The organism is Marinobacter bohaiensis, from assembly GCF_003258515.1.
Lineage (GTDB): Bacteria > Pseudomonadota > Gammaproteobacteria > Pseudomonadales > Oleiphilaceae > Marinobacter_A > Marinobacter_A bohaiensis.
In genome coordinates this window covers 50,230-75,013 of record NZ_QGEH01000008.1, presented here as the reverse complement: position 1 = coordinate 75,013, position 24,784 = coordinate 50,230, and the positions used below count along the sequence as shown (strand labels likewise).

General features: G+C 64.6%; 25 protein-coding genes. 8 read left to right on the top strand and 17 right to left on the bottom strand.

Translation table 11 applies throughout. From position 1 onward, the window contains the following. Positions 1 to 3: 3 nt before the first annotated feature. From DKK67_RS21270 to ftsY, 5 genes are all read right to left on the bottom strand, one after another. Entirely contained in the window at positions 4 to 924 is a 921-nt protein-coding gene (locus DKK67_RS21270; protein WP_111498544.1) for an NAD(P)-dependent oxidoreductase, read from the bottom strand. A 156-nt stretch (positions 925 to 1,080) separates the two neighbouring features. Beyond that, complete coding sequence (gene rpoH, locus DKK67_RS21265) at positions 1,081 to 1,947, bottom strand: RNA polymerase sigma factor RpoH (RefSeq protein WP_111498543.1); 867 nt, start codon at positions 1,945 to 1,947, stop codon at positions 1,081 to 1,083. A gap of 253 nt (positions 1,948 to 2,200) precedes the next feature. Then, positions 2,201 to 3,193 carry a permease-like cell division protein FtsX gene (ftsX, locus tag DKK67_RS21260; protein ID WP_111498542.1) on the bottom strand — a complete coding sequence of 331 codons (993 nt, stop codon included), beginning with the start codon at positions 3,191 to 3,193 and terminating at the stop codon, positions 2,201 to 2,203. Then, positions 3,183 to 3,875, bottom strand: a complete 693-nt coding sequence (gene ftsE, locus DKK67_RS21255; protein ID WP_111498541.1) for a cell division ATP-binding protein FtsE — start codon at positions 3,873 to 3,875, stop codon at positions 3,183 to 3,185. Before ftsE ends, ftsX begins: the two co-directional genes overlap by 11 nt. Positions 3,876 to 3,913: 38 nt before the next feature. Then, positions 3,914 to 5,131: a signal recognition particle-docking protein FtsY gene (gene ftsY, locus DKK67_RS21250; RefSeq protein ID WP_111498540.1), complete on the bottom strand. Its 1,218-nt coding sequence runs from the start codon at positions 5,129 to 5,131 to the stop codon at positions 3,914 to 3,916. 199 nt (positions 5,132 to 5,330) lie between these two features. Between ftsY and rsmD the strand changes: the two genes are divergently transcribed. Further along, on the top strand, positions 5,331 to 5,948 hold the full coding sequence (gene rsmD, locus DKK67_RS21245) for a 16S rRNA (guanine(966)-N(2))-methyltransferase RsmD (RefSeq protein WP_111498539.1): 618 nt from the start codon (positions 5,331 to 5,333) through the stop codon (positions 5,946 to 5,948). Positions 5,949 to 6,027: 79 nt separating this feature from the next. Here rsmD and DKK67_RS21240 read toward each other — a convergent pair whose 3' ends face one another. Further along, positions 6,028 to 7,203, bottom strand: a complete 1,176-nt coding sequence (locus DKK67_RS21240; protein WP_111498538.1) for a DesA family fatty acid desaturase — start codon at positions 7,201 to 7,203, stop codon at positions 6,028 to 6,030. Positions 7,204 to 7,526: 323 nt separating this feature from the next. Between DKK67_RS21240 and mutM the strand changes: the two genes are divergently transcribed. The 6 genes from mutM to DKK67_RS21210 all read left to right on the top strand — a co-directional run bounded on the left by mutM (position 7,527) and on the right by DKK67_RS21210 (position 12,823). After that, on the top strand, positions 7,527 to 8,342 hold the full coding sequence (gene mutM / locus DKK67_RS21235) for a bifunctional DNA-formamidopyrimidine glycosylase/DNA-(apurinic or apyrimidinic site) lyase (protein WP_111498537.1): 816 nt from the start codon (positions 7,527 to 7,529) through the stop codon (positions 8,340 to 8,342). 203 nt (positions 8,343 to 8,545) lie between these two features. After that, a complete protein-coding gene (locus DKK67_RS21230) occupies positions 8,546 to 8,875 on the top strand; it encodes a hypothetical protein (RefSeq protein ID WP_111498536.1) in 330 nt (109 codons plus the stop codon). Between the two features lie 78 nt (positions 8,876 to 8,953). Next, positions 8,954 to 9,634 (top strand): GMP/IMP nucleotidase, encoded by a 681-nt coding sequence (gene yrfG / locus DKK67_RS21225; RefSeq protein WP_111498535.1) that lies wholly within the window; start codon positions 8,954 to 8,956, stop codon positions 9,632 to 9,634. 123 nt (positions 9,635 to 9,757) lie between these two features. Beyond that, positions 9,758 to 10,162: a ribosome-associated heat shock protein Hsp15 gene (gene hslR, locus DKK67_RS21220; RefSeq protein WP_111498534.1), complete on the top strand. Its 405-nt coding sequence runs from the start codon at positions 9,758 to 9,760 to the stop codon at positions 10,160 to 10,162. 73 nt (positions 10,163 to 10,235) lie between these two features. Then, positions 10,236 to 11,087 (top strand): Hsp33 family molecular chaperone HslO, encoded by an 852-nt coding sequence (gene hslO, locus DKK67_RS21215; RefSeq protein ID WP_111498533.1) that lies wholly within the window; start codon positions 10,236 to 10,238, stop codon positions 11,085 to 11,087. A 203-nt stretch (positions 11,088 to 11,290) separates the two neighbouring features. Continuing rightward, positions 11,291 to 12,823 (top strand): phosphoenolpyruvate carboxykinase, encoded by a 1,533-nt coding sequence (locus DKK67_RS21210; protein ID WP_111498532.1) that lies wholly within the window; start codon positions 11,291 to 11,293, stop codon positions 12,821 to 12,823. Positions 12,824 to 13,153: 330 nt separating this feature from the next. On the opposite strand, the gene DKK67_RS21205 is transcribed toward DKK67_RS21210, so the two are convergent. Further along, positions 13,154 to 15,232: a TRAP transporter large permease subunit gene (locus DKK67_RS21205; RefSeq protein ID WP_111498531.1), complete on the bottom strand. Its 2,079-nt coding sequence runs from the start codon at positions 15,230 to 15,232 to the stop codon at positions 13,154 to 13,156. A gap of 49 nt (positions 15,233 to 15,281) precedes the next feature. Beyond that, positions 15,282 to 16,337: a hypothetical protein gene (locus DKK67_RS21200; protein ID WP_204355894.1), complete on the bottom strand. Its 1,056-nt coding sequence runs from the start codon at positions 16,335 to 16,337 to the stop codon at positions 15,282 to 15,284. A 315-nt stretch (positions 16,338 to 16,652) separates the two neighbouring features. Here DKK67_RS21200 and DKK67_RS21195 point away from each other — a divergent pair, with 315 nt between their 5' ends. Then, positions 16,653 to 16,928 (top strand): HU family DNA-binding protein, encoded by a 276-nt coding sequence (locus tag DKK67_RS21195; RefSeq protein WP_111498530.1) that lies wholly within the window; start codon positions 16,653 to 16,655, stop codon positions 16,926 to 16,928. Between the two features lie 49 nt (positions 16,929 to 16,977). On the opposite strand, the gene DKK67_RS21190 is transcribed toward DKK67_RS21195, so the two are convergent. From DKK67_RS21190 to gshB, 9 genes are all read right to left on the bottom strand, one after another. Next, positions 16,978 to 17,949 (bottom strand): putative solute-binding protein, encoded by a 972-nt coding sequence (locus DKK67_RS21190; protein ID WP_228160733.1) that lies wholly within the window; start codon positions 17,947 to 17,949, stop codon positions 16,978 to 16,980. Positions 17,950 to 18,166: 217 nt separating this feature from the next. Next, a complete protein-coding gene (locus DKK67_RS21185) occupies positions 18,167 to 18,487 on the bottom strand; it encodes a hypothetical protein (RefSeq protein WP_111498528.1) in 321 nt (106 codons plus the stop codon). Positions 18,488 to 18,568: 81 nt separating this feature from the next. Next, positions 18,569 to 19,876 carry a dihydroorotase gene (locus DKK67_RS21180; protein WP_111498527.1) on the bottom strand — a complete coding sequence of 436 codons (1,308 nt, stop codon included), beginning with the start codon at positions 19,874 to 19,876 and terminating at the stop codon, positions 18,569 to 18,571. Next, positions 19,873 to 20,880 carry an aspartate carbamoyltransferase catalytic subunit gene (locus tag DKK67_RS21175; protein ID WP_111498526.1) on the bottom strand — a complete coding sequence of 336 codons (1,008 nt, stop codon included), beginning with the start codon at positions 20,878 to 20,880 and terminating at the stop codon, positions 19,873 to 19,875. The genes DKK67_RS21180 and DKK67_RS21175 overlap by 4 nt, the downstream gene beginning before the upstream one ends. Positions 20,881 to 20,884: 4 nt before the next feature. After that, positions 20,885 to 21,421 (bottom strand): bifunctional pyr operon transcriptional regulator/uracil phosphoribosyltransferase PyrR, encoded by a 537-nt coding sequence (gene pyrR, locus DKK67_RS21170; RefSeq protein WP_111498525.1) that lies wholly within the window; start codon positions 21,419 to 21,421, stop codon positions 20,885 to 20,887. A 60-nt stretch (positions 21,422 to 21,481) separates the two neighbouring features. Continuing rightward, positions 21,482 to 21,904 carry a Holliday junction resolvase RuvX gene (ruvX, locus tag DKK67_RS21165; RefSeq protein ID WP_111498524.1) on the bottom strand — a complete coding sequence of 141 codons (423 nt, stop codon included), beginning with the start codon at positions 21,902 to 21,904 and terminating at the stop codon, positions 21,482 to 21,484. Further along, positions 21,897 to 22,454 (bottom strand): YqgE/AlgH family protein, encoded by a 558-nt coding sequence (locus DKK67_RS21160; RefSeq protein ID WP_204355893.1) that lies wholly within the window; start codon positions 22,452 to 22,454, stop codon positions 21,897 to 21,899. Before DKK67_RS21160 ends, ruvX begins: the two co-directional genes overlap by 8 nt. 84 nt (positions 22,455 to 22,538) lie before the next feature. Next, on the bottom strand, positions 22,539 to 23,405 hold the full coding sequence (locus DKK67_RS21155; RefSeq protein ID WP_111498523.1) for an energy transducer TonB: 867 nt from the start codon (positions 23,403 to 23,405) through the stop codon (positions 22,539 to 22,541). A 147-nt stretch (positions 23,406 to 23,552) separates the two neighbouring features. Beyond that, positions 23,553 to 24,500: a glutathione synthase gene (gshB, locus tag DKK67_RS21150; protein WP_111498522.1), complete on the bottom strand. Its 948-nt coding sequence runs from the start codon at positions 24,498 to 24,500 to the stop codon at positions 23,553 to 23,555. Positions 24,501 to 24,784 lie beyond the last annotated feature (284 nt).

Here is a 24,784-nt window from a genome sequence, read left to right as displayed (position 1 = left end):
ATGTTACTCCCGGTTGGCCTGGGCCCGCGGCGGCAGGTCGGCGGCGGTCATCCGGACGCCGTTGAGGTGTTCCAGGGCCAGCAGCAGGCCGCTGTGGTCCGCTTCTCCCTGGCCGTTGGCCAGCAGCGCCTGGTACTCGTCGTGGGTGCGCTGAGCCAGGGGCAGCGTCAGCCCCTCGGCGCGGGCCTCATCGAGGATCATGCGCATGTCCTTGAGCTGGATCCGGGACGGCGCACCGGGTTCGAACCGGCGATCGATCATGCGCTGGCCATGCAGCTCCAGGATGCGGCTGCCGGCAAACCCGCCCATCAGCGCCTCGCGCACGGCTGCAGGGTCGGCGCCGCCCCGGGCCGCCAGAAGCAGGGCCTCGGACACGGCGCCGATGGTGATGCCGACGATGGCCTGGTTGGCGAGCTTGGCCAGTTGGCCGCTGCCGGCCGGGCCGATGTGGGTCACCTTGCCCAGACTCTCCAGTACCTCACGGACGCGCTCGAGCACTGCGCCTTCGCCCCCCGCCATAATGCTGAGCGCGGCGGATTCGGCCCCGACGGTGCCACCGGAGACGGGAGCATCCAGGTATCCGGCGCCGGCAGCTGCGCAACGGGCCGCGTGCTCGCGGGCCAGTGAGGGCGGTACGGAGCTCATATCGATCACGACCGCATCCGGCCGCAGCGCGTCGATCACGCCCTGCTCCACCAGCACGGCGTCCACCGCCGGGCCATTCTCCAGCATGGTGATCACCACGTCGGCATCGGCCACGGCGCTCGCCGCTGTCGACGCCACCTCGGCGCGCGCGGCAAACGGCTCGCACTTGCTCGCGGTGCGGTTCCACAGGGTCATGGGGAAGCCGGCCTGCAGCAGGTTCTCCACCATCGGAGCCCCCATCAGGCCAACCCCCAGAAAGGCGATATGCGGTTGATTCATAACATCTTGCCGTCACGGATCGAGTGGATAACCGGGATCATAGCGGATTCCGGACCATGCTGTGGAGTCGGCCGCCCCTGCCGGAGCCGGAAAACAAAAACGCCACTGACCTTTCGGGCAGTGGCGTTTCGATCAACCGCGGACAGGAATGCCGGATCAGGCGGGCTCGGGCTCGCCCATCTGCATGCGGATCTTCTTCATGGCGTTCTTTTCGAGCTGGCGAATCCGCTCAGCCGATACGCCGTACTTGTCCGCCAGCTCGTGCAGTGTGGACTTGCTCTCGGTCAGCCAGCGTTCGCGCAGGATATCCTGGCTGCGCTCGTCCAGACCGGTCAGCGCGTTCATCAGGCGCGTGTTGGAGTCCTCGGTCCAGTCGGACTGCTCCAGCTGCTGGGCCGGATCACCGCGGCGATCCTCCAGATAATAGGCCGGTGCCTGGTAGGCGTGGTCGTCGTCATCGTCCATCGGACCATCGAACGCCGTGTCCTGGGAGGCCAGACGACCTTCCATCTCGCGAACCACCTTGGGCTCGACGCCCAGATCGGCGGCCACTGCCTTGAGTTCGTCCTGATTCAACCACGCCAAACGCTTCTTCTGGCTACGCAGGTTGAAGAACAGCTTGCGTTGCGCCTTGGTGGTGGCCACTTTCACGATGCGCCAGTTGCGCAGGATGAACTCGTGAATCTCGGCCTTGATCCAGTGCACGGCAAAAGACACCAGGCGAACGCCATACTCCGGGTTGAAGCGCTTGACCGCCTTCATCAGGCCAACGTTACCTTCCTGAATCAGGTCGGACTGGGCCAGCCCGTAACCGGAATAACTGCGGGCAATGTGAACCACAAAGCGCAGATGAGACATGACCAGGCGACGGGCCGCTTCCAGGTCGTTTTCCTGGTGCAGGCGCTCGGCCAGTTCCTTTTCCTCTGCGGCGGACAGCATCGGGATGCGGCCTGCGGCCTGAATGTAGGCCTCAAGATTGGCACCCGGAACCATTCGATCTGTCAGCTGTAAGCTTGTACCCATGCTTTTCCTCCGCAACGTGGCGACCCATTAATATAGCAATCAATGTTTTGATCGCCAAGCCGCCGCAAAGTTCCAATCAACGCATGATGAAACTTTTGAATTCAGTAGGTTAGCCCAAAATCAAACGCTGTCGGTTACAAAATAAAAGCGCGTTTGACGGCTTCCCTTCTCTCTAATGTCTACCATTGAACGGTGAAGACGCCATACGGTGAACCCGAAACGGATGGATCACCGGCCCCCTCTGAACGACGCCTCAACGACTTGCTTCAATCTGACTGGGTTCTATGGCATCCAGATGACGCTTCACCGCCAGCCAGGCCCCCAGCCACCCCAGCAGGACCGACACCACCAGCAGCGTCAGGGTACCGTCCCACGACAGGCCGGACAGTTCAAATTCGCTGCGGTAGAGGCTGGCCAGGCGCTGGACCGGGCCGCTGAGCCACCAAAGGGTCAGCTGCAGCAGGATGAAAGCGATGATGCCGCCGCCCAGGCCATACCAGATCCCCGTATAGAGAAAGGGGCGACGCACAAAGGCGTCGGTGCCACCGACCAGCTTGGCCACCAGAATCTCGTCCCGGCGGTTCTCGATGGCCAGACGAATGGTATTGCCGATCACCAGGATCACTGCCGCGGCGAGCAGCAGCCCCAGCGCCCAGACGCCCCGCCCCAGCAGGTCGGTCAGCGTATTGAGCCGCTGCAGCCAGCCCAGATCCACCTGCACCCGGGCGACGTTATCCAGCTTCTGGAGCGCCGCCATCAACTGTTCCATGCCGGCCTCGTTGCGAATGCCTTCGCTGGGCGTGAGCAGCAGGGTGTGCGGCAGGGGGTTCTCGTCCAGGTAATCCAGGGCGTCGGCCAGCCCGGACGAGGCGCGAAACTCGGCCAGGGCGTCGTCCCGGGTGATTTCACTGACGTCGGTGACGTCCGCCCGGCTGGCCACGCGGACGCGCAGCCGGTCCAGGTCTTCCAGCGTGGCGGACTGCTCGAGATAGACCGTTACCCGCGCGGTGCTTTCCCAGCCGGCGCTGACGCCCTGCAGGCTGCTCAGCAACAGCAGGAGCCCCACCGGCAGGGCCAGGGCAATGCCCATGACCAGCCAGGTCATCGCGCTGGCCACGGGGGACTGGACCAGACGCTGGGCGCTGTCGCGGGCGGTCTTGCGATGGTGCAGGACGTAGCTTTCCAGCAGCTCACGCCAGGGCGACCGGCTGGCGGCGGCACCGCGGTTGCGACGTTCAGACGCCATACAGCACCTCTTCGGACGGCATGCGGTCGCCGACGTTCAGCTCCCCCTGACGCAGGGTCAGCACGCGGCGGCCCATATGGCGAATCAGGGCAATGTCGTGACTGGCGATCAGCACGGTGACGCCTACCTGACTGAACTGTTCGAACAGGTGCATGATGTCCGCCGACAGCTCCGGGTCCAGGTTACCGGTGGGCTCGTCCGCCAGCAGCAGCGGCGGCTTGTTGACCACGGCCCGGGCGATGCCCACGCGCTGCTGTTCCCCGCCGGAGAGCTGGATCGGGTTCATCTTTTCCTTGTTGAGCAGGCCCACCTTGTCCAGCGCCGCCCGCACGCGACGACCGATCTCCCGGTGCGGCACGCCGGTGACTTCCAGCGGCATGGCAACGTTGTCGAACACGGAACGGTCGAACAGGAGCTGGTGATTCTGGAAGACAACGCCGATATGGCGACGCACGAAGGGCACCTGACGGCGCGGCAGTTCGTTCAGACGCTGGCCACCGACGATCACGTGGCCGGCGCTGGGCCGCTCCATCAGGGTGATGAGCTTGAGCAGGGTACTCTTGCCGGCGCCGGAGTGGCCGGTGAGAAACGCCAGTTCGCCCCGGGCCATCTCAAAGCTGACGCCTTGCAGGGCCGTGTGGCCCCCTTCATAGCGCTTGCTGACTTTCTCAAACTGGATCAACGGCTGTCCGTCCTGTCTGGCAAATTCCCGCGCGGGCCCTATTCGTCGAACAGGGCTTCGACGAAGGCTTCGGCTTCAAACGGACGCAGATCCTCGGCCTGCTCGCCGACGCCGATATAACGGATCGGCAGCTTGAGCTGACGGGCCACCGCAAAGATGATGCCGCCCTTGGCCGTACCATCCAGCTTGGTCAGGGTCACGCCGGTCACGCCGACTGCCTGCTGGAAGACCTGCGCCTGACTGAGGGCATTCTGACCGGTTCCGGCATCCAGTACCAGCATCACCTCGTGCGGGGTCTCGACGTCCAGCTTCTTCATGACGCGAACCACCTTCTCCAGCTCGCTCATGAGGTTGTCCTTGTTCTGCAGGCGCCCGGCGGTGTCGGCGATCACCACGTCGGTGCCGCGGGACTGGGCCGACTGCACGGCGTCGAAGATCACCGACGCGCTGTCGGCCCCGGTGTGCTGGGCGACGACCGGTACATCGTTACGTTCGCCCCAGACCTGCAGCTGTTCCACTGCAGCCGCCCGGAAGGTGTCGCCGGCAGCCAGCATGACCGACTTGCCCTCAGCCTTGAACTTGCGCGCCATCTTGCCGATGGTGGTGGTCTTGCCCACGCCGTTGACGCCGACAACGAGGATCACGTAGGGCTTCTTGCTGCCGTCGATGGTCAGCGGCTGGGTGCTGTCCGCCAGCAGGCCGCGCAGCTCGTCCTTCAGCGCCTTGCGCACCGCGTCGCCGTCCTTGAGCTGCTTGCGCTCGAGCTTTTCGGTCAGCGAATCGATGATCTCGGTGGTGGCAGTGATGCCCACGTCAGCGGTCAGCAGGGTGGTCTCGATCTCTTCCAGCAGATCCTCGTCCACCGATTTGCCCGCCGAGAACAGGTCCGCCAGGCCGGACCCCAGATTGGCACGAGTCTTACCGAGGCCCTGCCTGATGCGCTGGAACACGCTGGCCTGGGTTTCCGGCTCGGGCTCCTCGACGGGCTCGGGAGCCGCTTCAGGCCTGGTTTCAACGTCCGGTTCGGGTTCCGCCGCTGCCGGGGATTCGGCGACGGGCGGCTCTTTGGTCTCAACCGGGGCTTTGGCGTCCTGCGATGGCTCCGCCTCGACAGGCTCGGCACCGGGCTGGGCTTCCGGTTTGCGCTGGGGAACGGCCTTGGGGCGCGGGAGGTTCCGACGCTTGCCCACAAGCTCCGCCACAAACACAAGAACCAGCAGGGCCAGCAGGCCCGTCATAATCCACTCTGCCATCATATTGCAGTTCCGTCGGTCAAGAAGGTGAGACATCGAAGGGGCGGCGCCGATGGGCGGCGCACGCCATCAGAACGGCGTATTCTAGCGGCCTGGCCAAGGATCGTCCAAACCGGCGCCGCTTTTGGGTACACTGCGCTTCATTCGGGCCGCGCCGGGCGACGGCCCGCGTCATTCAAGACATCGCTAACCGGGCCAATCCATGCCTCGCAAAACGTCCCAAAAATCCGGCTCTGCCCGCCGCGGTGGCCGCCCTGCACCGGTCGAGACCGGCGAACTCCGCATCATCGGTGGCGAATGGCGCAGCCGGCGACTGACGTTTCCCGCCATGGGTGGGGTGCGTCCGACTCCGTCCCGGGTGCGCGAAACCCTGTTCAACTGGTTGATGCCGGTGGTGCCCGGGGCCCGCTGCCTGGACCTGTTCGCCGGCAGCGGCGTGCTGGGGTTGGAGGCCCTGTCGCGGGGCGCCGCCGACGTCACCTTCGTCGATCATACCCGCGCCCTGACAGACGCCCTGCGCAACAACCTGGGCGTGCTGAAAAGCCGCTCCGGCCAGGTGGCCTGCGAGGATGTGGCGGCGTTCCTGGCGCGCGCCCCCGAGGCGCCGATGGACATCCTGATGATGGATGCCCCCTTCCGCCAGGACTGGCTCAGCCGCCTGCTGCCCCTGATTGATGAGAACGGCTGGGTGGGCCCGGGCAGTTGGATCTACCTGGAGCACGAGAAGGAACTGGCGGGCGTGGGCGTGCCGGCCCACTGGTCGCTGCACCGCGAGAAAACCGCCGGTCAGGTGTGCTGCCGGCTGTATCGCATCGAATAGAAAGCCGAATGGAAAGCGTGCCGTGACGCGAAAGTGACGCCCGGCACAGGGATCCCGCGCCGGGTGCTCGCGCCCGGACTTAGGCCGGACGCAGGGCGTAGGACTTGAGGTGCGCGGCGAAATCCTCGAGATAACGGATGCCGCTCTCCTCCGCCTCACGACACCATTGAGCCAGGGCGTGCAGCTTGTCCTGCGGCTTGACGCCGCGGCGACGCCACAGGGCCTGCAGCTCGTGGCTCTTGTCGTAGATCTGGCGCAGTACCGCGTTGCGCTCCAGCAGGGAATCCAGCTGTTTCTGGTCGCGCGGCTGGATCAGGGTCACTTCCCGTGACAGCAGTTTGCGCGCCCGCCGATACAGCGGCTTGATGTCCTCTTCCATCACCGTCTTCTGCTGACGCAGCACCGGCTCCAGCACGCGCTTGCGGTACTGGCGCATGATGTCGAAACGGTTGTTGGCGATCGCCTGGACGGTTTCCACATCCATATCCAGCTTGCCCGGCACCCGGTGCGCGATGGGTCGGTAGCCCTTGGGCTTGGCCAGTTTGAAGAACTGGAACAGGCGGATGTATCCCCAGCCGATGTCCACTTCGTACCAGCGCCGCGACAGCTTGGCGGAATTGGGATAGGTGTGGTGGTTGTTGTGCAGTTCCTCGCCGCCGACGATCAGGCCCCAGGGGCTGATGTTGCGGGCGTTGTCCGCACACTCGAAATTGCGGTAGCCGAAATAGTGACCGATGCCGTTGATCACGCCGGCCGCCCAGAACGGGATCCACATCATCTGGACCGCCCAGATCCAGATGCCATTCACGCCGAACAGCGCCAGATTGAGCACGGCCATCAGCGCAATGCCCGACATGCGGTGGCGCGAGTAGACGTTTCGCTCGACCCAGTCTTCCGGCGTGCGCTGACCGTAGCGCTCCAGGGTCTCCGGCGTGGCCGCATCCCGGTAGAGCTCGGCGCCCTCGGACAGCACCTTCTTCAGGCCTTTGACCACCGGACTGTGCGGATCCTCTTCGGTCTCGCAGGTGGCGTGGTGCTTGCGATGGATGGCGGTCCATTCCTTGGTATTCTGGGCGGTGGTCAACCACAGCCAGAAACGGAAGAAATGCGACAGCACGGGGTGCAGATCCAGCGAGTTGTGCGCGGAATGGCGGTGCAGATACAGGGTGACGCTGACAATGGTCACGTGGGTCATGGCCAGAACGACCAGCACCAGCTGCCAGGCCGAAAGGTCCAGGAGACCGTTGTACCACATAGGTAATGTCCTCAGAGAAATAGCGAGCGCGAAAAGACGATCCTTATCTCCCCGCCGTGGGAACCTGACGTTCTCAGTGGCTTCCGGTCATTGTCGTTGATTGGATGAGCCCCTGAACTGTTCGCAGTCTAGCTGACACCTGTAAGCTACAACAAGGGTCGAATAGGAAACAGATTGCTTCTGTGACCGCCTGCACCGGCGCGTTGCCGGCGATTGCCGATTGTGTGCCCCGGTAACGAATTGTGGCGGATGCGCCGCATTGACATTGGCGCCGGGTGGGCGACAATCCGCCCTCAGCTGACCGGTCCCGCAAGGATATTCCCGTGCCCGAACTCCCCGAAGTCGAAACCACCCGTCGCGGCATCGCCCCGTTCCTGGAGCAGCGCACCATCCGCTCGGTCCAGGTGCACGAACCGCGCCTGCGCTGGCCGATCCCCGACGACCTGGCCCAGCGCCTCACCGGCCAGTTGGCGCGAGAGGTCGACCGCCGCGCCAAATACCTGCTGGTGCGCTTCGACAGTGGCACGCTGATGATCCACCTGGGCATGTCCGGCAGTCTGCGCATCGTCACCGACGGCAGTCCGCGACTGACCCACGACCACGTGGAGCTGGACCTGGGCGACAATCACCGGCTGCTTTACAACGACCCGCGGCGCTTCGGCGCCTGGTTGTGGAGCGACGACCCGGACGCCCACCCGCTGATCAGCCACCTGGGCCCGGAGCCCCTGGACCCGGTGGCCTTTACCGGCCATCAGCTCTACCGCCAGTCCCGCGGCCGCAGCACGGCGATCAAGACGTTCATCATGGACAGCCGAATCGTCGTCGGCGTGGGCAACATCTACGCCAACGAAGCCCTGTACATGGCCGGCATCCACCCCAAGCGCCCCGCCGGCAAGGTGGGCAAGGCGCGCATGATGCGCCTGGTGGAAGCCATCCGGGAGATCCTCACCGCCGCCATCCTCATGGGCGGCACCACCCTGCGCGACTTCATCAACAGCGATGGCAAACCGGGCTACTTTGCCCAGTCTCTCAACGTCTACGGGCGCGGCGGCGAGCCCTGCCGCCACTGCGACACGCCGTTGAAGGAAATCCGCCTCGGCCAGCGTTCCACGGTCTACTGCCCCCGCTGCCAGCGCTGACCGACCGATTGCTGATCCCGACGTTTGAAATTACAGGGAATTGGTACATAGTTAAGGGACCGCAGGGGGCTCTTCGCGGACGACTTTTCTTTGCCCGGATTCGGGCTCTGGAAACGTTCGAGGCATCCGTCAGGAAGGACCCATCCCGCACGGTTGGCGGGGGAATGCCCTCGCCCAGGTGTACCGATTCCAGGAGCAGAACGATGATCACCAAGCTTGTCCGTGTATGCACCATGACCCTGGCCATGACCCTGATGGCCTTTTCCTCAATCAGCCACGCCCAGTCCATGGACAACGAGCCAAACGCGGCCGAGATGGCAGCCGATGCGGTGATCGCGCGCCCGCTGCTGCTGGCCACGACCGTGGTCGGCACCGCCGTCTACATCGTTTCCCTGCCCTTCTCCCTGCTGGGCGGTAACGCCGCCGATGCCGGTGAAAAACTGGTGCTGGGCCCGGCCCGTTCGACCTTCGTACGCTGCCTGGGCTGCATCCATTCCGGCCGCAAGCAGGATACGGTTGGCGCCGCGGACTAGTCACGGCAAGGCCCTATTGCCCCCTCACCGGGATTGCGGCAGTCTGGCGGCACATTCTTTAACCGCGGGACTGCCGCCATGATCGACTGGCCAGCGCTCGATACCGTGTTCCTGGATATGGATGGAACACTGCTGGACCTGCACTTCGACAGCCATTTCTGGCTCGAACACCTGCCCCGTCGCTACGCCGAACTCAAGGCCATCAGCCACGAGGATGCCCGGGCCCACATCATTCCCCGGATCGAGTCGGAAAAAGGTTCCCTGCAATGGTACTGCGTGGACTACTGGAGCGATCGCCTGGACGTCGACATCACTGCCCTCAAGCGCGAAGTCGGCGACCGCATTGCCTACCGTCCGCACGCCCGGGCCTTCATGGCGGCGATTCGCGCCAGCGGCCGGCGCTGTGTGATCGTCACCAACTGCCATCCCAAACCGCTGGCCCTGAAGCTGGAGAAAACCGGCCTGGATCAGCATGTGGACCGGGTCCTGTCGACCCACGACTTCGGGCGCCCCAAGGAAGACCTCCAGTTCTGGGCCGACCTGGCCGACACCGAGCCCTATCGCCCGGAGCGCACCCTGATGGTGGACGACAGCCTGCCGGTACTGGACAGCGCCCGCCGCGCCGGCATCGGGCACCTGCTGGCGATTCTGGCACCGGACAGCCGCGAGCCGGTGCGACCGGCCCACGACGGGCTGGCGTCGATCGCGCACTTCGATGAACTCCTGCATCCGGTCAGCGGCGAGCCCATTGCCCGGTAAGAGGATTTTCCGATCAGGGTCTTCGAGCATTCCTATCGTCCCATCGCCGGGCTGATCACGTTATACTGACGGGTAACGACGTCATGGCGACAGCAGGTATCGACCGACTAGAACCGGAGCATCATGAGTTCAACGGACACGAGTGACCGTGTGCGGCTCGACAAATGGCTTTGGGCCGCACGTTTCTACAAGACCCGGACCATTGCCAAGGAAGCCATCGAAGGCGGCAAGGTCCACTACAACAGCCAGCGCACCAAGCCCGGCAAGGCCGTGGAAGTGGGCGCTCGGCTGCGCCTGAGACTGGGCCACCAGGAGAAGGAAGTCGTCATCGACGACATCAGCGACCGCCGCCGCGGCGCACCCGAGGCCCAGAAGCTCTACCACGAGACACAGGAAAGCGAGAAGCGGCGCGAGGAAATGGCCTGGCAGCGCAAGACCATGCAGGCCGCCCAGCTGCCCCCCGCCCGCCGGCCGACCAAGAAGGACCGCCGCGACCTGCAACGCTTCCGTGAGCAGCAGGGACTGTAGGTCCGGCACGGCCCGCACAGTCGCCTGCACAACCGAAACCGAATTATCCGCGTATTCCGCAAGAGGTCCGTACATGGCTTTGGACGATCAGTTCCAGCGATTCCTTTTTGAAGACAGCCAGGTCCGGGGCGAGTGGGTGCGCCTGTCCGACAGCTATCGCGAAATCCTGTCCCAGGCCGCCTACCCCGACCGCATCCAGCATCTGCTGGGCGAAACCCTGAGCGCCAGTGTGCTGCTGTCCGGCACCCTCAAGTTCGAGGGCTCGCTGTCCATCCAGGCCCAGGGCGAAGGGCCGGTTCGCATGCTGCTGGCCGAGTGCAGCCACGACCGGGCGGTACGCGGTATCGCCCGCTACGAGACGGCACCGGACGGCGAAAGCCTGGACGAGCTGCTCGGCGAGGGGCGCATGGCGATCACCATCACTCCGGATCGTGGCCAGCGCTACCAGGGCGTGGTGCCGCGCGAGCACGACAACCTGTCGGAGTGCCTGGAAGACTATTTCGAACGGTCCGAGCAGATTGCCACGCGCCTGTTCCTGTTCGCCGACGGCGAGCAGGCCGCCGGCCTGATGCTGCAGCGCCTGCCGGGCGCTACCAGCGCCGACGACGATCTATGGCAACGGGTCGGCCACCTGGCCAGTACCATCAAGGCGGAGGAGCTGCTGGGTCTGGACAGCGAAACCGTGCTGCATCGCCTGTTCCACGAAGAAACGCTGCGTCTGTTCGATCCGGAAACGGTGCGTTTCCAGTGCAGCTGCTCCCGGGAGCGTACCCTGGCCGCGCTGGAATCCGTCGGCAAGGACGAGTGCTACAGCATTCTCGATGAGCAGGGCTCCATCGAGATGGATTGCCAGTTCTGCCATACGCAGTACCGGTTTGACCGGAACGAGATCGATCAACTGTTCCACGGACACCCACTGCACTGAGCACGCTGCCGGGAGCCGTTCGAAATGCCCGCAAAGCCGTCAACCACGGGCTTTGCGGGCAGTCGTTTTTTGAACAGCTCTCTGGCATAATAGCGCGCCTGTGCGAATCCGATTGTTCATAAAACCGCCAGATTCGGGTGGGTTAGCCCGCATCCTGCGCCGGATCGAACAATGCCGAAACTACTCGAGGGCGAGGTCGAGAAGTGAGTAACACTTACACTGATTTGAGTACAGCACGACTGGTCGAACTGGCGCTGGAGCGCAAAGAAGGCCGTCTGGCTGCCAACGGGTCACTGGTTGTCAAAACCGGCAAGCGGACCGGCCGTTCACCGATGGACCGGTTCATCGTCGAGGAGCCCAGCACCTCCGACGCGATCCACTGGGGCCCGATCAACCGCCCCATCGACGGGGACAAGTTCGACGCCCTGTGGGACCGGGTTGAAGCCTACCTGGCGGACAAGACCCAGTTCGTGTCTCACGTCCACGTCGGTTCCGATCCGGAGCACTACCTGCCGGTCAAGATGACCACCGAAACCGCCTGGCAGAACCTGTTCGGCCGCACCCTGTTCATCCGCCCGGACAGCTTCAACCCGGCGGACAAGCAGGAGTGGCAGATTCTCAACGCCGCCGGATTCCAGTGCGATCCCGAGCGCGACGGCACCAACAGCGACGGCACGGTGATGATCAACTTTGCCAAGCGCAAGGTGCTGATCGCCGGCATGCACTACGCCGGTGAGATGAAGAAGGCCATGTTCTCCGTGCAGAACTTCCTGCTGCCGGAAAAAGACGTGCTGCCGATGCACTGCTCCGCCAACGTTGGCGAAGACGGCGAAACCTGCCTGTTCTTCGGCCTGTCCGGCACCGGCAAGACTACCCTGTCCGCCGATCCGGATCGCTTCCTGATCGGTGACGACGAGCACGGCTGGGGCCCGGGCACGGTCTTCAACATCGAAGGCGGCTGCTACGCCAAGTGCATCGACCTGAGCCAGAAGAACGAGCCGATCATCTGGGACGCCATCCGCTTCGGCGCCATCGTCGAAAACGTGGTGATCGACGACGAGACCCGCGAGCCGGACTACACCGACGTTTCCCTGACCGAGAATTCTCGCTGCGCCTACCCGCTGGAGCACGTTGAGAAGCGCGTCCTCGAGAACCGCGCCGGCGAGCCATCGTCCATCGTCTTCCTGACCTGCGACATGACCGGCGTCCTGCCGCCCGTGTCCCTGCTCAACAAGGAAGCGGCGGCCTACCACTTCCTGAGCGGCTACACCGCGCTGGTGGGCTCCACCGAGATGGGCTCGTCCTCCAAGCTGAAATCCACCTTCTCCACCTGCTTCGGCGCACCGTTCTTCCCGCGCCCGGCCGGCGTCTACGCCGAGCTGCTGATGAAGCGGATGGAAGAGTTCGGCAGCAAGGTCTACCTGGTCAACACCGGCTGGACCGGCGGCCCCTACGGTGTCGGCGAGCGTTTCAGCATCCCCACCACCCGCGGCATCATCAGCGCCATCCAGAACGGCGACCTGGAAGGTGCCGAGGTGGAACACCTGGACAAGCTGAACCTGGACGTACCGACCAACGTTCCGGGCGTGGACAGCAAGCTGCTGAACCCGCGCAACACCTGGAGCGATCCGGCCGAGTACGACGCCAAGGCCCAGGAACTGATCAACCAGTTCGTCGACAACTTCACCAAGTTCGACGTTTCCGACGCCATCGTGGCGGCAGGCCCCAAAGCCTGATCCGGAACGGTTGTTTGAGAAAGGCGCCCGATGGGCGCCTTTTTTGTGCCCGGATGATAGAAAACAGGTAGGTTGGGCTAACGCAGGAAGCCCAGCAAACGATCAGGCGAGAACGGGATATCAGCCTATTGCCGCGCCCTGTTGGGCTTCCTGCGCCAGCGCCAACCTAGGAAGCGTATCACCCACGCCCCCGGTTTGAGGTGTTACCTATGTTGCCGGTTTGCACAGGCCAGCTCCCTCTCCCCTGGCGGGAGAGGCTTTTAACCGCAACCTGTAGAGCACACTCTGAAAGTGGGGCTATCTGAGATTCACCCTTCGCAAAGAATCTCATCACGCATAAAAAGCCAACGGCACAAATGCCACCAACAGCAACGCAATGCCCATGACAATCAAAGGCATGATGATCCGCTCATGGCGCTGGTAGAAGGTGCCGGTCTGGGCCATAGCCGCCGAGACTTCCGCTTCGCCCACCACCTGGCGCGTCAGCAGATGGTTCAGCGCCACCGGCGGGCTCAGGTAACCCAGCTCGAAGGCCACCAGCGTGGTCATCCAGAAGTGGATCGGATCGATGCCGCTGGCGTAGGCCATGGTCGCCACCGTGGCGCTGACCAGGATGACCGCGCCAAAGGCGTCCATGATCATGCCCAGAATCACCAGCACCCCCACCATCAAGATCATTGCCGTCCAGGGCGAGGCAAACGCTTGGGGCAGCATCTGCATGATTTCCGCCCGCTCGATCACCCCGCCGATGCTCACCGACAATCCCAGCAACAGCAACAGCGCGCCAATTTCCGAGGTGGTGTCGTTGGTAGCGCCGCGCACGCAGCGCTCGATCCCCGGCCGGTTGAGACGCGTTCCATTGCGCGTTTCCGAGCGCCCCGGTGACAGGTGTTCGTAGACCAGGAGCGCCAGCATAATCACCGGCAGGATACGGGGGGCGGAGAACTCATCCATGTCCACATCCAGCAGCCAGCGGTAGCCCAGGACCACCGCGGCCGTCACCCATGCGTAGGGGGCCAGGGGAACCAGCGCCCGCATCATGGCCGGCCCGGCTTCCGAAACAGGCGCCAGTTGGAAACGACTCTGGCGATTCACGCTCAGCGACACGACAAGGAAGAGTACCGCGGTGAGCATGAACACCCAGACACCCCAGCCAAACAGGTCATCGGTGGTCACTTCCCGGTTCAGGTAAGCGATCACCACCACCAGCAGGCAGGGCCGCAGCACCACCCCCATGGAACCGGACATGGCCGTCGCCGCCAGCGCCAGGTGCCGACGGGCGCCGGCCGCGCGCAGCTCGGAGTAGATGACCGCGCCTGCCGCGATCACGAAGATCCCCGACGCGCCGGTGTAGGCCGTCGGCACCGCCGCCACGATCACTGCCACCACCGCCAGCATTTCCGGCGGCAGCCGCCAGGGCCGGAACACGTTGAAAACCAGGGTCGCCAGCCGCGTCTGCTTGAGCATCATGCCGACCCAGACGTAGAGCGCCACGTTGAGGAACATGTCGGCCAGCTCCATCATCTTGTCCAGGTAGACGCCAATACCGGCGGCGTGGCCCTGCAGCGCAAAGTAGGTGCCCGAGACCAGGCACATGCCGGTGTACAACGGCACCGCCAGCCCGGCCTTGAACCAGTCGCCGCCCGGTGCCAGATCATCCGGCACGCGCCACAGCCGATAGGCGCTGGCCAGACTGAGCGCGGCGAAGCCGACAATCCACAGATCGTGCAGGATCTCCCGCTCCAGGCTGATGGCCGCGGCGTCATGGGAAGTCTGGCGGAACAGCACGCTGGAACCCAGCAGCATCAGGTTGGCGAGGGTTTGCAGGCCATAGGAGACGCGGTAGTCCCGCCGCGTCTCGATGGCGCGCATGGCGATGTGGTGGCGGGTCAACGTGGCCGTAGCCGCACAGAGCATCACCAGCACCACCAGGATGTAACGCTGGGAGGTGAGACCCAGGGCTATCAGGTCGGCCACCGCCCGCTCAACGGCCCGATAGGCCTCCAGGGCCGGTGTGAGCTGGCCCTGGAGGCTGGCGAATTCGGCGTGCTTCGCCCGACACAGGGCGACGGCATTCTCCACCGCCGCGCGGACATCCGCCGGATCAACCGCCTGCTCGCCGAGCAGGCCCATCACCGGGTCATCCTGGGCCTGGCGCGATTCCGCCAGCTTGCGCGCCACCGCCGCCTCGACGTCCCGGGCCGGGTTGCACTGCGGGGCGACCGGATCGGTGCGCAGCTTGTAATAGCCGTTCCAGGTCTGCTCGCCGAAGCGCAGCATCTGGTTGTGGATATCGCTGCTGGTGGAAAACAGCACCACCAGCAGGAGCAGCAGGCAGGCGGGCAGCGAGGAGAACCACTCCAGCCCGCTGCGCGAGGGCACGGATTGGCTGAGCACGGTTACCGGCATGGCGGATCGTCCCTGTGAGGCGTGAATGGCTGGCGGGCGACCGCCGCGTTCACAGCAGCGAGTCCAGCTCCATCACCTCGCCAGTCGGCGCCGGATCGTTCCAGAAGGTGCCCAGACCGCCGACGGGCGTGCGGTGGCCGGTGTTCTCCATCCACAGCTTGTCCGACAGCGCCAGGATGTTGCGGGTGGCGATGCGGTCCACCAGCACCCACTCGGGATCCGCCGGCTGGCTGTTGATGGCTTCCGCGTGGCGCCTGATGACCGCCCTCACCTGGGCCATGTCGCCCTGGTTCCAGGCGGCGAGGGCGTGGAAGACGTGGCTGATGCGCACCGCATCCGCCTCGCCGATGGCGTCGGAGGCCGCCAGCCGCTCAAAGGCGTTCTCGCCCTGGGGTTCGGTGCCCGGAATCATCGCCCAGACCGTGGCCCGCAGGGCCATGGGCGCGCCCCACCACTTGTCGTTGTCCAGGCAGCCGGACGCCCGCGCCACCACGGATCCGACGTTACGCGGCACACCCACCGGCACGGTGGACTGGATTTCGGCATTCAGCGCCTGCAGGCCGGACAGCAGACCCGCCAGGTAGATGAACTCGTCCAGGTCCTCGTCGAAATCCGGACACTCGCCGGTTCCCGGCTCGCCGTAGTGCGCCTTGAAGTGCTTCCAGCCCTGGAAATAGCGTTCCGCCGCCAGGGCGTAGTAACGCTTCTGCTGGATCTGGGCATCCTGTGCCTGGTCCGGCTGACGCGCTCGCAGGGCGCCAATGCTGGCCAGTTCGGCGGATCGGGCGCGGTCCTCGGCGCAGCCCGCCGCCTGCAGGTTGAGCATCACCGCCAGTTGATCGGGATCGTCGGTGACCCGCCCGAATGACATCAGTAGCGGCTGGACCGATTCGCTCATGGAGCAGGCCATGTCCAGGTCGCCGGTGTGCAGCAGGTAGGGCATGGTGTGTTCCCTGGAAAAGCCCTGCATCACATCGCCGGTGGTGGAATAAAGCATGTTGTTCATGGTGCCGCAGCCCGCCAGCGACACGATCAGTCCGCCGGTCGCCAGGATAGCCCTGAAAACCTCGAAGAATCGGGAACGGGATGGTGTTGTGGTTGTCATATCTGCCTGTCACCTTCTGTCCTGCGGCGCCTGGAGCGCCTTTGTTATTGTTGGGTTCATCTGTGACTTGATCCGTCGGACCACGGCACGGTCTGTAACATTTGTTTACAGCGATGAATTATCCGTGAGTGGCCCCTGGATTAGTGAGACAAAGCCCTCAAAGCGATGACCCCGGGTCTTGCCGGCCCGCCGACAGTCATTGACAGCCATCGGCGACACGCTATACCTGTAACCTATGGTCGGGTGGAACCCCGGCCGCAGTCGGTGAAACCGCGACAAGACGGTGTCACCAGTCCACCACGAAAGGAGAGATTCATGCGTAAACCCGAACTTGCCAGTGCCATCGCCGAACAGACCGGCCTGACCAAGGAAAAAGCCAGCGAAGTCATCACCGCCTTTACCGACCAGATTTCCGCCGCCACCGCCAAGGGCGACGACGTGTCCCTGATTGGCTTTGGCACCTTCAACGTGCGCAAGCGCGAGGCCCGCACCGGCCGCAACCCGCAAACCGGCGCCACCATGAAGATCGCCGCCAGCAAGACCGTCGGTTTCAAAGCCGGCAAGGCCCTGAAAGAGGCCGTTTCCAAGTAATCACCGCGACCGGCGGCCCGGGCCGCCGGTCGGCTCCTCTATTCACCCTTCAGCTCGACGCGCATTCCGCCCGCGCCCCATCCACCCGGCAGCGAATCGCTTTCATCAGGCGAATGGCCCGCTCGTCGTACACCCCCTGCTCCAGCAGCGACAGCCGCACCTGGCGCAACATTTCGTCGTACTCGGCCACGTCCTCCTGCGGCGGGTTCATCCAGGCCTCCTCGGGGATTTCCGCCTCCGCCTGGGCAATGATCTGGTAGGCCTCGTTGATCCGCTTGACCGCCTCATCACGCACCATCTGGCCGGCGTCTTCCGGGAAGCGGTCACGATGCAGGATGACCTGGAAATTCATGTAGGCCACGGCGTACCGGAACACGCCGCCATCCGGCTGGACACCTTTGTAAAGTTCCAGCGGCGTGTAGGCCACCGCCGGCGCGTAGGCGATGTCCACAGAGCCGTTATTGAATTTGCCCGCGAAGCTGGCGGAGTTGGCGCCCACCACCGACGCGCCCACGTGGCGCACCATGGTGAGCGACGCGGTATCGTAGTCGAGGGTTGCCACTTTCTTGCCCTGCAGCTCTTCCACGGTGTCGATGCGGCGATCGCGGGTGAACAGGTAGACCGCCCCGCCGGGGAAGATGCCAGCCACTTCGTAGCGCTCGTTGGTCAGCAGGGGCTTGGCCTTGGGCTGGCTCAAGGTGTTGAACAGCAAGCGCATTTCCTCTTCGCCGGGAATCGCGCCCATCGCCTCCAGACTGCCGGTGAACTTGTTGAATTCCCGCGCGCGCGTACCGGTCAGCAGCACCGCGTCGCACTGCCCGGCCTTGAAGTCCTCGGCGGCGACCTTCTCATCGGTATAGGCGCGCAGGTCCAGCGCCACTCCTTCGCGCAGGGCCACCGGCTTGAAAGTCTGGGTGATCGCGAACAGCGGGCCGTTGGCGCCGACCGGATCGAACACGCAGAAACTGCGCTGGATTATCTCGCCGTCGGCGGCCAGGACACCGCGGGCGAACAGGAACATCAGGAACAGAGCGATACCGCCCATGCGGCATCGCAACCAGGGTCGACGGGACATGCAGGCACACTCCAGCTTGTTGTTGTGATTGATCGCTGATCAACAGGCTAGGAGGGCATCCGGAGGGAGGCGTTGGCAGCAGCGACCGGGAATGACGGGCACTGCTGCCACACAAGCAGGACGGTGACGGGCCATAGCCGCACCGATGGCGCAGGAAGGCGGTTCAGGACTGGGGGGACGAATTGTCCGCCGGCTTGTCGGCCGCTTCCGCTTTTGCGCTGTTTTTTGAACCGGTTCCGCTTTTCTTCGCGGTACCGCTCTTTCCGGTCGAGGTCTTGGTGGCCGTGCTGCGACGGTTGGGCGACGTGCTTTTCGCTTTCTTGTCGTCCGCCAGCTGCTCGACCAGGCTTTCGATCCGCTTTTCCAGCGCGATCAACTGATGCTGCATCGCCGTTTGCTTGTCCAGGGCGTCGGTGGAGTTGCGGGAAATGGTCCACAGCAACCAGACGATGGCCAGCAACAGCAGGAAAGACAGGAATCCCATAGCGATCTCCAGGCAGTCACATTGTGCGGCCGGCCCAACGCCGGCCTTTGTTGTCGGTTATCAGTTTAGCAGGCGCTCGCGTTAGCCGGCGCCAAAGCCCGGCTCGCGGCTGTAGGCCTCCCGGCCCGCCATCCAGACACGGTTGACCCGGCCCGGTAGCGGCGTGTCCATCAGCGGCGCGTGCTTGCCCACCGACCGCAGCGTTTCCGGCGTGGCCGTCCAGCGGGCATCCGGATCGATCCAGCACAGGTCCGCCAGTTCGCCGCTGGCCAGGGACGGCGCCGGACGACCCAGCACCTGGGCCGGACCGCTGGTCAGCGCGCGGATCAGCGACTGCAGTTCCAACTCACCGCGCTCCACCAGCATCAGGCCCAGCGACAGGACGCTCTCGATGCTGGACAGGCCAGGCTCCGTGTCCCCCAGCGGCGCGTTCTTGGCGGCCGGGTCCTGCGGTTGGTGCTGGCTGACAATGGCGCTGATGGCGCCACTGCGCACGCCCTCAATCAGCCCCTGGCGGTCCTCTTCCGAGCGCAGCGGCGGCTGCACGTGGTAGCGGCTGTCGAAGCCGGCCAGGGCCTGCTCGGTGAAGACCAGGTGATGCATGGCCACGTCGGCGGTCACCGGCACTCCGCGCTGGCGCGCCTGGGCCACCATGTCGACGCTGCGCGCGGCGGACAGCTGGCTCAGGTGCAGCCGCACCCCGGTTTCCTCCGCCAGCAGGATCATTTCCATCACCGCCGTGGTTTCAGCCACCTCGGGAATACCCAGCAGCCCCAGCTGGGCGGTGATCAGGCCGTCGTGGGCAAAGCCGTCGGCCGCCAGCATCTCGTTCTGGGGCTGCAGCATCAGGGTGATGCCGAAAGTCTGGGCGTAGGCCATGCAGCGGCGCAGGATGCGCGCGTTGGCCAGCGGCGCCGGGCCGTTGCTCAGGGCCACGCAGCCAGCCTGGGTCAGACCCACCATGTCGCTGAGCAGCTCGCCGTTGAGCCCCTTGGTGGCCGCGCCCAGCGGCAGCACGCGGATGGGCGCATCGCGCTCCGCCACGTCACGGATCAGGTGGGCGATGGCGCTGGAGTCGTTGACCGGCGAGGAATCCGGTGCGGCGCAGACGGTGGTGTACCCTCCACGGGCCGCCGCATGGGTTTCGCTGGCGATGGAGCCTTTCTGGCCGTTGCCCGGCTCGCGCAGGTTGCAGTAAAGATCAATGAAGCCCGGGGTAATCAGCCCGCCGGCGGCGTCCAGCACGCGATCGGCCGGGGCAGCGTCGGCCTCGGCGCCGATGGCGGCGATGCGGTCGTCGCGGATCAGCAGGGACTGGCGGCTGTCCTGCCCGCTCAGCGGATCCAGCAGGCGGCCGTTCGCGATGCGCAGGGATTCAGACTGACTCATGAGCGCACCTCCGCGTCCTGTCCTTTCTGGGCACGCTGTCCTCCCATGGCCATGGACATCACCGCCATGCGGATGGCGATGCCGTTGGTGACCTGGTTGAGGATCACCGAACGCGGCCCGTCGGCGACCGCCGACTCGATCTCCACGCCCCGGTTGATCGGGCCCGGGTGCATAACGATGGCGTCCGGCTTGGCGTAGGCCAGCTTGTCGGTATTGAGGCCGTACACTTTGTAGAATTCCCGCTCACTGGGCAGCAAGGCGCCCTCCATCCGCTCCCGCTGCAGACGCAGCATGATGATCACGTCGATGTCCTTGAGGCCGGACTGCATGTTGTGGTCCACCCGGCAGCCCAGGCTTTCCACGTCGCTGGGCAGCAGGGTACTGGGGGCGATCAGACGCACCTCGTCGGCCCCCAGGATATTGAGCGCCTGGATCTGTGAGCGGGCCACCCGCGAGTGCAGGATATCCCCCACGATGGCCACCTTGAGCCCCTCGAAGCGCTGCTTGTGCTGGCGGATGGTGAGCATGTCCAGCATCGCCTGGGTGGGGTGGGCGTGGCGGCCGTCGCCGGCGTTGATGATGGCCACGCCCGGGGTCACGGACTCGGCAATGAAATGGGGCGCACCGCTGCGGGAATGACGCACCACGAACATGTCGCTGGCCATGGCCTCCAGGTTAAGCAGGGTGTCGGACAGGGACTCGCCCTTGGACGTGGCCGAGGTGCTGATGTCCAGGTTGAGGACGTCGGCGGACAGGCGCTTGGCCGCCAGCTCGAAGGTGCTGCGGGTGCGGGTGCTGGACTCGAAGAACAGGTTCACCACCGTACAGCCGCGCAGCAGCGGGACTTTCTTGATGCGCCGCTCGCCCACTTCGATGAAGGAGTCGGCGGTGTCGAGAATCTGGGTCAGCAGGTCGCGATCGAGGCCGTCGATCGTCAGGAAATGCCGCAGCTGGCCCTGGTCGTTCAGCTGCAGCGCACGGGCGGAAGCGTCCGTCGTGGTCATCGAATCAGGCTCCTTGTCCGGTGGAAGACGCCGGGGCGTCGGCCTGGCGCAATTCCACGCTCAACGGGTCCGGGCCCTTCAGTTTGACCCGCTCATTGGCCTTGAGGCTGAGCGACTGACCCACCACATCCGGCTGGATGGGCAGCTCTCGCGCGCCCAGGTCGATCAGGGTGGCCAGGATGATGCCGGCGGGTCGACCGTAGTCGAAAATCTCGTTCATGGCCGCGCGGATGGTGCGTCCGCTCATGATAACGTCGTCCACCAGCACGATGTGGCGCCCTTCGGTTTCGAATGGCAGGTGGGACGGACGCACCTTCGGGTTGAGCCCGATGCGGGAGAAATCATCCCGATAGAAGGAAATGTCGAGCTCGCCGAAGGGTTCGGTCAGCTCCAGGCGCTTGTGCAGGACATCCGCCAGCCAGACGCCCCCGGTGCGGATGCCGATCAGCACCGGATCATCGATGTTGCGCGCCTGCAGGATACGGCGCAGGCCTTGCTCGAGGTCGTCGAGCAGGGCGTCCACTTTCAGCAATGCAGTCATTGGTTTCCCCCATCCGAACAGCGACATGAGTCTATCACGGGGCGGGGAACGAAGGCAGAATCAGCGGGCGAACCAGGTCTCCAGGATGATGACCGCGGCCAGGTCGTCGACACCATGGGTGCCGAAATCCCGGGAACCGCCCCGGGCCATGACCTCGCCCTTGGCCTCGAAGCTGCTGAGGCGCTCGTCGATCATCTCCACCGCGTGATGGAAGCGGCCGTGCAGGCGTTTGCCGAACTTGCGGGCGCGCAGGCACATCTCACTCTCGGTGCCGTCCATGTTCAGCGGCAGCCCGACCACGAACAGGTTGGGACGCCACTCCTCGACCAGCGCGGCAATCTCGTCCCAGTTGGGCTGGCCGTCGCGGGCCTTGAGCATGGCCACCGGCTTGGCGGTACCCAGCATTTCCTGGCCCACGGCGACGCCGATCCGGCGGGTGCCGAAATCGAAGCCCATGACGCGGCGCTGGCCGACGTCAGGCATGGCCTACCGTATCGGTCAGCTGGTTGAGGTCGATGCCCATCATGCGCAGCACGGCGGCGTAACGCTGATCGCTCTCGGTGCGGAACAGGATGTCGTGGTGGGCCGGACACACCAGCCAGCTGCTGCCGGCCAGCTCGCTCTCCAACTGGCCTTCCGACCAGCCGGAATAGCCCAGCGCCATGAGGAATTCGGACGGCCCTTCGCCAACGCCAATGGCTTCCAGGATATCGCGGGAGGTGGTCATGGTGAGCTGATCGGTGACGGCCATGGAACTCTGCCACTCACCGAACGGACGATGCAGCACGAAGCCGCGCTCGGGCTGGACCGGGCCGCCGGCATAGACCGGATCGTCGAGTTCCTCGCCGTCCATGTCGAGCTGCTCCAGCACCTCGCCCACCGAGATTTCCAGGGGGCGATTGATCACCAGGCCCATGGCGCCGTCGCTGGTGTGCTCACACATATAGATGACGGTCCCGTGGAAGCCGGGATCCTGCAGGTAGGGCGAAGCCACCAGAAGGCGGTTACGCAGTGAGTCTTCGGGAATCGTCATAGCCGATAGTATTCGTTGCAAGGCCAGCCTTGGCAAGCCTGGAAATGTAAAGCGTGGGCGGCGGTCGGGACGGCGCTGCGCCCGTCAGCCGGAACTCAGGCCACGGCGCTGGAACGACCAGGTGCGGATGATTTCCAACTGGTCGGCCTGCTCGCGCATTTCCGGCGGAAAGGGCGCGAACGGCGCCGACAGACGCACGATGCGGATGGCCGCGTCGTCCAGCACCTTGCTGCCGGAAGAGTTGAGGATTTCCACGTCCTTGACGCTGCCATCCTTCTCCAGCACCACCACCATGCGCAGGGAACCGTAGATGCCCGAGCTGCGCGCTTCGGGCGGATAGTTGAGGTTGCCCACCTTGGTGACCTTGCTGACCCAGTTCTGCACGTACCAGGCATTGGCGGACTTGAGCGTGGAGGCGGCGGTCACCCGCAGGACACGGGGTTTCTTGGCGTAGGCGCGCTGCTGCCGGTCAAGCCGTGCTTCGAGGCTGGCGATTTCCAGGCTGCGCTCCATCAGGCTCTGCTTTTTCTTGACCGGCGCGTCCTCGACCGGCTTTTCCCTGGGCTTTTGCTGGGCCGCCGGCTGCGACTTGGCGGTGGTGGTCACCACCTCGCGGGCTTCCTGCGGCTGGGGCTCGGATGATTGCTGGGCCTTGGGCTGAGGCTGGACCTGCTTGACCTGGCTGTTGTTCAGCGGCGCCTGGTGGGTGGTGGTCAGCTCCTGCTTTTCATCCTGGGTGCCACTGCCCTGCTGGCTGGTGGCGGCGAGGAAGTCGGCCTTGTCCGGGTCTTCCTGGTCGTCGAACTGGGACAGGGTGATTTCCAGGGTTTCGGCAGCGGGCACCGGATCGTCCGGCGCAAACGACACGCCCAGCACGATGACCGCGTGGAGCGCTAACGCCATGAACAGCGTAAAAGAGAACCGATCAAAATCACTGACCTGGACAGCCATGCTCGCCACTTCAACCAAACTCAGGGAGGGGCGCAGGGTCGCGCCCGGATCATCCGATGGGAGTACATTCCTTTGCGGCCCCAAGTTTGCGGACTTCGGGGCCGCTTGTCCATCCCGCGAACAAAACGTCACAGGATGTCACGGCGCTTACGCCAGGCGTTTCTCGATGGCATCGAGCAACTGACTGGAGATATCGATGCCGAATTCGCGATCCAGCTCGCGCACGCAGGTGGGACTGGTGACGTTGATCTCGGTCAGGTAGTCGCCGATCACATCGATGCCGACGAAGATCAGCCCCTTCTCCTTCAGGCTCGGCGCGATGCGCTCGCAGATCTCCCGGTCGCGCGCGGTCAGCTCGCGCCCTTCGCCACGACCACCGGCCGCCAGGTTGCCGCGGTTCTCACCCTGGGACGGAATCCGCGCCAGCGCGTAGGGCACCGGCTCACCGTCGATCAGCAGGATGCGCTTGTCGCCGTCCTTGATCTCGGGCAGGAACTTCTGCGCCATGATCTGGTGGTTGCCGTCCTGGGTCAGGGTCTCAATGATCACCCCCAGGTTGGCGTCGTTCTCCTTGACCCGGAAGATCGACTTACCGCCCATGCCGTCCACCGGCTTCATGATGACGTCGCCGTGGCGGGCGTAGAACTCGCGCAGGCGGTCGGCATTGCGGGTCACCACCAGCGGCGGCGTGCAGTCGATGAAGCGGGTGGCGAACAGCTTCTCGTTGCAGTCTCGCAGCGCCGCCGGCGGGTTCACCACCAGCGCGCCCTGGTCGGCCGCGGCGTCCAGGATGTAGGTGGCCATCATGAACTCCCGGTCCACCGGTGGATCCTTGCGCATCAGGATCACGTCCAGCTCGCCCAGCGCCATGTCCCGGTCGTCGCCCAGGGTAAACCAGTCGTCCGGGTCCATGCGCACGGTCAGGGCCTGCACCCGCGCCCGGGCTTCTCCGCCATCCAGGTACAGATCCGGCTGTTCCATGTAGATCAGCTCCCAGCCGCGCTGCTGGGCGGCCCAGAGCATCGCCAGGGAGGTGTCCTTCTTGAAGTGGATGTCCTGGATTGGATCCATGACGATACCGAGTCTGACAGTCATAGTGTTTGTTACACCTCTCAATAGTGTGGGGAGCCTCAACAATAGTGTGGGGAGCCGTTCGACGATACGCCCGGAACACCGGAAGTCCAACAGCGGAAACCGGCCGGCGGCGCCTGTCGGGCGCTCCGCAGAATCGGGTCAGTATGCCCTCGAAAAGACACCCCCATCTGTACGCAAAAGCCGCCTACGGCTGCACGGGAGTACATTTGGTCACAAACTTATGCTTTTTCTCAAGCGACCTATATTCTATAAATAGTCAGGCTTTATAGAACGCCCCTTGAATG

What these genes read in the sequence shown, in the direction of transcription:
- DKK67_RS21240 (WP_111498538.1), bottom strand. Translation starts at nt 7,203, where the DNA reads ATGTGGTACAACGGTCTCCTGGACCTTTCGGCCTGGCAGCTGGTGCTG.
- DKK67_RS21155 (WP_111498523.1), bottom strand. Translation starts at nt 23,405, where the DNA reads ATGGCTGTCCAGGTCAGTGATTTTGATCGGTTCTCTTTTACGCTGTTC.
- pyrR (WP_111498525.1), bottom strand. Translation starts at nt 21,421, where the DNA reads ATGACTGCATTGCTGAAAGTGGACGCCCTGCTCGACGACCTCGAGCAA.
- DKK67_RS21200 (WP_204355894.1), bottom strand. Translation starts at nt 16,337, where the DNA reads ATGACAACCACAACACCATCCCGTTCCCGATTCTTCGAGGTTTTCAGG.
- DKK67_RS21195 (WP_111498530.1), top strand. Translation starts at nt 16,653, where the DNA reads ATGCGTAAACCCGAACTTGCCAGTGCCATCGCCGAACAGACCGGCCTG.
- DKK67_RS21230 (WP_111498536.1), top strand. Translation starts at nt 8,546, where the DNA reads ATGATCACCAAGCTTGTCCGTGTATGCACCATGACCCTGGCCATGACC.
- DKK67_RS21205 (WP_111498531.1), bottom strand. Translation starts at nt 15,232, where the DNA reads ATGCCGGTAACCGTGCTCAGCCAATCCGTGCCCTCGCGCAGCGGGCTG.
- hslO (WP_111498533.1), top strand. Translation starts at nt 10,236, where the DNA reads ATGGCTTTGGACGATCAGTTCCAGCGATTCCTTTTTGAAGACAGCCAG.
- gshB (WP_111498522.1), bottom strand. Translation starts at nt 24,500, where the DNA reads ATGACTGTCAGACTCGGTATCGTCATGGATCCAATCCAGGACATCCAC.
- DKK67_RS21180 (WP_111498527.1), bottom strand. Translation starts at nt 19,876, where the DNA reads ATGAGTCAGTCTGAATCCCTGCGCATCGCGAACGGCCGCCTGCTGGAT.
- yrfG (WP_111498535.1), top strand. Translation starts at nt 8,954, where the DNA reads ATGATCGACTGGCCAGCGCTCGATACCGTGTTCCTGGATATGGATGGA.
- ruvX (WP_111498524.1), bottom strand. Translation starts at nt 21,904, where the DNA reads ATGCCTGACGTCGGCCAGCGCCGCGTCATGGGCTTCGATTTCGGCACC.
- ftsX (WP_111498542.1), bottom strand. Translation starts at nt 3,193, where the DNA reads ATGGCGTCTGAACGTCGCAACCGCGGTGCCGCCGCCAGCCGGTCGCCC.
- DKK67_RS21190 (WP_228160733.1), bottom strand. Translation starts at nt 17,949, where the DNA reads ATGTTCCTGTTCGCCCGCGGTGTCCTGGCCGCCGACGGCGAGATAATC.
- DKK67_RS21185 (WP_111498528.1), bottom strand. Translation starts at nt 18,487, where the DNA reads ATGGGATTCCTGTCTTTCCTGCTGTTGCTGGCCATCGTCTGGTTGCTG.
- DKK67_RS21270 (WP_111498544.1), bottom strand. Translation starts at nt 924, where the DNA reads ATGAATCAACCGCATATCGCCTTTCTGGGGGTTGGCCTGATGGGGGCT.
- rpoH (WP_111498543.1), bottom strand. Translation starts at nt 1,947, where the DNA reads ATGGGTACAAGCTTACAGCTGACAGATCGAATGGTTCCGGGTGCCAAT.
- DKK67_RS21160 (WP_204355893.1), bottom strand. Translation starts at nt 22,454, where the DNA reads ATGACGATTCCCGAAGACTCACTGCGTAACCGCCTTCTGGTGGCTTCG.
- rsmD (WP_111498539.1), top strand. Translation starts at nt 5,331, where the DNA reads ATGCCTCGCAAAACGTCCCAAAAATCCGGCTCTGCCCGCCGCGGTGGC.
- ftsY (WP_111498540.1), bottom strand. Translation starts at nt 5,131, where the DNA reads ATGATGGCAGAGTGGATTATGACGGGCCTGCTGGCCCTGCTGGTTCTT.
- DKK67_RS21175 (WP_111498526.1), bottom strand. Translation starts at nt 20,880, where the DNA reads ATGACCACGACGGACGCTTCCGCCCGTGCGCTGCAGCTGAACGACCAG.
- hslR (WP_111498534.1), top strand. Translation starts at nt 9,758, where the DNA reads ATGAGTTCAACGGACACGAGTGACCGTGTGCGGCTCGACAAATGGCTT.